The sequence below is a fragment of the Pedobacter agri PB92 genome (genome assembly GCF_000258495.1).
Classification (GTDB): Bacteria; Bacteroidota; Bacteroidia; order Sphingobacteriales; family Sphingobacteriaceae; genus Pedobacter; species Pedobacter agri.
This window is the reverse complement of sequence record NZ_AJLG01000250.1, coordinates 1-5,337: the sequence shown is the minus strand read 5'-3', so window position 1 is coordinate 5,337 and position 5,337 is coordinate 1. Positions and strand designations below refer to the sequence as shown.

General features: G+C 42.8%; 6 protein-coding genes. All 6 read left to right on the top strand.

Features of this window, described 5'->3' with window-relative positions:
* The coding region (locus ON09_RS22255) for an STAS domain-containing protein (RefSeq protein WP_010603276.1) at positions 1 to 297 on the top strand (297 nt) is incomplete at its 5' end.
* Positions 272 to 691 (top strand): anti-sigma regulatory factor, encoded by a 420-nt coding sequence (locus ON09_RS22250; protein ID WP_238533784.1) that lies wholly within the window; start codon positions 272 to 274, stop codon positions 689 to 691. The genes ON09_RS22255 and ON09_RS22250, both read left to right, overlap by 26 nt.
* A complete protein-coding gene (locus ON09_RS22245) occupies positions 684 to 1,691 on the top strand; it encodes a serine/threonine protein kinase (RefSeq protein WP_010603274.1) in 1,008 nt (335 codons plus the stop codon). The genes ON09_RS22250 and ON09_RS22245 overlap by 8 nt, the downstream gene beginning before the upstream one ends.
* 1 nt (position 1,692) lies before the next feature.
* Entirely contained in the window at positions 1,693 to 2,886 is a 1,194-nt protein-coding gene (locus tag ON09_RS22240) for an ATP-binding protein (RefSeq protein ID WP_010603273.1), read from the top strand.
* A gap of 196 nt (positions 2,887 to 3,082) precedes the next feature.
* Entirely contained in the window at positions 3,083 to 3,769 is a 687-nt protein-coding gene (locus tag ON09_RS22235; protein ID WP_010603272.1) for a DUF421 domain-containing protein, read from the top strand.
* 153 nt (positions 3,770 to 3,922) lie between these two features.
* Complete coding sequence (locus tag ON09_RS22230; protein WP_010603271.1) at positions 3,923 to 5,314, top strand: DASH family cryptochrome; 1,392 nt, start codon at positions 3,923 to 3,925, stop codon at positions 5,312 to 5,314.
* Positions 5,315 to 5,337: the final 23 nt, after the last annotated feature.

Below are 5,337 nucleotides of genomic sequence, written 5' to 3'. Positions count from 1 at the left end.
AATAAAACCAGTTCAAAAGGCGTACTGATTGATATTTCTGCGGTATCGATTGTTGATTCATTCATGGGCAGAATTATTGGAAACATCGCCAGCATGTCGAAAATTCTGGATGCTGAAACTGTTGTGGTAGGCATGCAGCCTGCTGTGGCGATTACTTTAATAGAGCTTGGGCTTCCGTTAAAAGGTGTACACACCGCACTCGATGTTGAAAAGGGAATGAATTTGCTTAAGTCGATGATAGGAGATGATCACGGGGACCAGGAAGAAACCGATGATGATGATACTGTCGTTGAGTAAAGATACCATACAGGTGCAAAAGGAGCAGGATGTGGTTCTGCTGCGCAACCGGATTCGCGAAGTGGCTGTAAAAATTAAGATGGGTTTGGTTAACCAAACCAAACTGATTACTGCCGCCAGCGAATTATTACGGAACATGCTCCGTTACGGTGGTGGAGGTAAATGTCTGATCGAAGTGGTTACACGCGGTCGCGATAATGGCGTGCGCCTTACCTTTTCTGACCAGGGGCCTGGTATTCCTGATATTGCTGCAGCCATGCAGGACGGTTTTTCGACAGGAAAGAGCCTGGGGCTTGGATTGCCCGGGGCAAAAAGACTCAGCAATGAATTTGATTTGAAAAGTAAGCCCGGAGAGGGAACGGTAGTGATGATCTTAAAATGGGCCAATGGTTGATGCAACACATGTAAGTCTTCAGGCAAACGACCGAAGTTACTTTTCGCTGCTTAAGAAGGATATACATCAACGCCTGGTTGATGCTGGTATGGAAACTGCAAGAATAGCAGAAGTAGATATTATTGTGGCGGAGATGACCAGCAACCTGTTCAAATACGCCGACAACGGCGAAATCCTATTCGGCAGTTTCCAGGAAAATGGTGTTCCCTATATTGAACTGATCAGCATTGATGCCGGCCCGGGCATGCAGAACACCAGCAGGATGATTCAGGATGGCGTATCCACGAGCAATACCATGGGGGCAGGTTTGGGAAGCATCAAACGGCTTTCTGATACCTTTGACATTTATTCAGCCGTAGGCTGGGGTACGGTGGTGTTGAGCCGGGTTTATATTGGTCAAAAACCTGCTTCAAAATCAGGATTGATTATTCGTCCACTGGTGGTGAGCAAACCCGGAGAAAAGGTGAGTGGGGATGGTTTTATCTGCAAAACGAAGGGCAATAGCTTTAAGCTGATGCTTGGCGACGGACTGGGGCATGGCCCGGAAGCAAATCATGCCGTAAATGAAGCGGCTAATGTTTTTAGAGTTTATCCGGATCATAGCCCAATCGAAACGTTGAGGTTTATTCATCGTTCGATACGGAAAACCCGGGGTATGGTCGCCAATGTTACCCATTTTGATGCCGCTCAGGGCAAATGGTCTTCTGCCGGGATCGGCAATATCGCCGCTAAGTGGATCGGACCAATGTCGTCAAAAAACCACATGTCGTACAATGGAATTGTGGGCCACAACATCCCTACGACCATGAATGATCAAAGTTATAGTTCATTGGACTACAACCAACTGGTGCTTTGTTCGGATGGGATCAAAACGAGGTGGGAAATCAGCAAATATCCGGGAATATTGAAACATGATCTTTCCATTCTTGCTGCATGTATTTATAAGGACCATGCCAGAAGAACGGATGATATGTCAGTTATAGTTATAAAAGTTCGGTAGCATGAAAGAGATTTTAGATATTTCACTCGAGAATGAAATGGATCTGGTGCTTGCCCACCGCAGGTCGATGCAGGTAGGAGAACAATTGGGGCTAACGGTAGCCACCCGTACTACTTTCGCCACAGCCGTTTCTGAAATCTCCAGAACAGCAATAGAATATACAGATAATGGCAGGTTACATATCGTCATTACTGGAAAATTTCCCCGTTATTCTTTATTTGCCAGGGTGGTTTTTGATTCTGACCAACTTTTCCGTTCAACGGATGAAGGTTTCTTTTATGCCAAAAAACTGCTTCCTGATTTTACTTTCCATGCTTCGGGAAATGCCTACCTGATTGAAATGGGTTTAGGGTTGCCACGTTCGCTAAAACTTGATGAGCCAAAACTTACTGCGCTCAAAGTTTATTTTGAACAAGCCAGTCCATTGAATGCCTACGAAGAAATTAAAAAGAAAAATAGTCATCTGCATCGGTTAACCGGTGAGCAGGAAGAGGAAATCAGAATCCAGCGGGAGCTTGATGAAAAGAAAACTGAGTTCATTTCTGTGGCCAGCCATGAGCTGAAAACGCCGATTACCGTGGTGAAAGCCTACACCCAAATGCTGAAACTTTTAAAAGACCAGTATTCAGAAAAAGTTGCAGGGGTGGTAGATAAGCTTGATATGCAAACATCCAAACTTACCCTGTTGGCGCAGCAGCTGATGGATGTGTCGAAAATGGAAAACGGGAGTTTGCAGTATGATTTGGTGGAGGTTAACCTCAACCAGTTTGTTGAAGAAGCAGTCATGATTTTATCGGCCGTACATGAGGGTAATCAAATCAACATCAGTTTGGGTGAACCATGTGTGGTCAAAGCAGATCCTCTGCGTTTAGAGCAGGTACTAACTAATCTTCTGGGTAATGCAGCTAAGTATTCGGCCAAAAACTCAACCATCGATGTTGCCACTTGCTTAGCAGAAGATCGTAAAAGCGTGGTGATTAAGGTAAATGATCAGGGTCTGGGCATGTCTGCAGAAGGTATAGCGAAAATATTTGATAAGTTTTACCGCCTTGACGAGGTTACTTCTTCTCATCCGGGTTTAGGGATGGGCTTGTATATCTCTTCCAAGATTATTTCTGATCATGGTGGTAAGATCTGGGTAGAAAGTATTCCCAATCAAGGCTCCACATTCTTTTTTTCTATCCCGGTTGCTTAGCCAGCTAGAATTTCCTAAATACTAATTTGTATAGCCGTTAATACGGCAGAAGGCTTTCGCATGAAGATTCCTGAAGGGTGATTTCCAACCTGTCGGGTCATCAATCAGGCAGATTATTAAATCAATTTTTTAACCATAAAAAAAAATATTTCGGAACAATTAGGGCTTATTAAAGGTTCTTTCTGAAATATATATTATGGCAGCAATCAACTGGCAGGATGTTTTTCTGCTTGATCTCAATTGGTCACTTACACTCGAAATTACCGTCAGAACTTTTATCATGTTTGTTTTGGTGATGGTTTTTTTACGCTCTACAGGCAAAAAAGGAGTGCGGCAGCTGAGTATTTTTGAAGTTGCGATAATCATTGCCCTGGGTTCAGCTGCGGGCGATCCGATGTTAAACAGTGAGTCGGCCATTCTTCCTTCCTTATTGGTTTTCGTCGTGATCCTGATTACCTATCGGCTGATCACTTATCTGGCAGCAAAAAATCAAAAGGTAGAAAATATTCTGGAAGGTGTGCCGATGTATATCATTGAAAACGGAAAATTTACCTTATCAGAAGAAGGTGACGGAAACTTTGCTAAAGATGAGTTTTTTGCAGAGATCAGGGCACAAAATATTGAACATCTTGGGCAGGTAAAGGCTGCTGTATTGGAAACCAATGGGCAGGTTAGCTTTTTATTTTGCGAAGATCAGGATGTTGGCTACGGCTTGCCCGTATTCCCAAAGGAATATGCTAAAAAGTCTAAAAATATTGTAGCGCCTAAGGTGTATGCCTGTACGCATTGCGGCAATACCGCTGAACTATCGGCACCAGCCCATTGTAAACGCTGTAGTAAAGATGAATGGGTTGCCGCCTGCAATAGTAAACGGGTAAGTTGATGGATGCTTCAAGGAAAACATCTTACCGTTAAGCTCATATTGTTTATTCGAAATTATCCCTGTTGAAACATCAATAATTTGCACAACCGATGTTTCAAAGGAAACAGCTGCTTTCGGCAAATCACTATTCTACGGAATTAAAAATATAAGCTGATGAAAAAAAGAGGTTTAGTCTGGTTTAAAAATGATTTAAGGCTTCACGACAATGAAGCTTTGGTGATGGCTCAGCAGGAATGTGCTGATCTGGTTTTCTGCTATTGCATCGAGAAGAATGGCTTCGAAAAACTAGCATTGGGATTCAGGAAGGCCGATATCATTCGTTTTAAATTCTTAAAACAAGCTGTTCTTGATTTGCGGAAAAACTTAACCTCACTAGGTGCTCACTTAATTATTGGTGAAGCATCTGCCCTGAAAACTATCCCGGAATTGGTAAAACAGTATGGTATTACCGATGTATATGCTGAGGAGGAATACGCGAGTGAAGAACTTAACCTGTTGCGGTCAGTCACGGATGTTCTGCCAGCTACCACCTTTCATTTTTACTGGGGTAAAACACTGTATCATAAAGATGATATCCCTTTCAATATTAAAAATATACCACTCACTAGCAAGGCTTACCGGATTCCGGCTTCGAAGGAAAGCACGCCGCGTAAAACTTTCGACATACCGACTAATTTAAATGCTGTTAAACAGGTGAAAACACATCGTTTTCCTGCTTATTCCATGTATGGCTTTAGCAAAAATGAATATGAAAAGGCAAAACCATTTGTAGCGGGTGGAGAAACTGAAGCATTAAAAAGACTGGAGTATTATACTTTCAAATCGGAACTGTTAACCGGATACCGCTGGAGTAGAAATCAATCGGATGGCCTGGATTACAGCTCGAAATTTTCACCCTATCTGGCCTTGGGCTGTATCTCTGCAAGGGAAATTTATGAAAAGGTAATGGCTTATGAAACCAAGGTTAAAAAGAACCAAAGTACCTGGTGGTTGGTTTTTGAATTGGTTTGGCGTGATTATTTTACTTTTAAAGCGATGCGCTTCGGCAATCGGATTTTTCAAAGCAAAGGTTATAAAAATAAAAATCCCGACTGGGAAAACGATCCAGTGAAGTTCGAAAAATGGTGTAATGGAACTACAGGGATTCCTTTTGTTGACGCCCACATGCGGCAGTTGAACCAAACGGGCTACATGAGTAACCGGGGGCGGGTAAATTGTTCAAGTTATCTTGTACATGATTTAAAAATAGACTGGACCTGGGGTGCGGCCTATTTCGAATCCAGACTGATTGATTATGATGTAACCTCGAACTGGATGAACTGGCACATGCAGGCTTTTGAGATCTGGTACACCAATCCTGTTCACCAATCTAATAAATACAAGGCACAGGAATTTATTCGGAAGTGGATCCCCGAACTTGCGAAAAACAATGATGTGGAAGTTTTAATTCCATGGACATTCGATATCCCTGCTTACCCTAAGCCGATTGATGTCTATCAAAAATGGAGTAGGGCCATCGGATTAATCCAGAAACAAGAAGGTTAGCCGCGGCCGAAGAGTGTGTACGT

Excerpts from the sequence above, each read along its gene's own strand:
- ON09_RS22250 (WP_238533784.1), top strand. The coding sequence starts at position 272 with ATGATGATGATACTGTCGTTGAGTAAAGATACCATACAGGTGCAAAAG.
- ON09_RS22245 (WP_010603274.1), top strand. The coding sequence starts at position 684 with ATGGTTGATGCAACACATGTAAGTCTTCAGGCAAACGACCGAAGTTAC.
- ON09_RS22240 (WP_010603273.1), top strand. The coding sequence starts at position 1,693 with ATGAAAGAGATTTTAGATATTTCACTCGAGAATGAAATGGATCTGGTG.
- ON09_RS22235 (WP_010603272.1), top strand. The coding sequence starts at position 3,083 with ATGGCAGCAATCAACTGGCAGGATGTTTTTCTGCTTGATCTCAATTGG.
- ON09_RS22230 (WP_010603271.1), top strand. The coding sequence starts at position 3,923 with ATGAAAAAAAGAGGTTTAGTCTGGTTTAAAAATGATTTAAGGCTTCAC.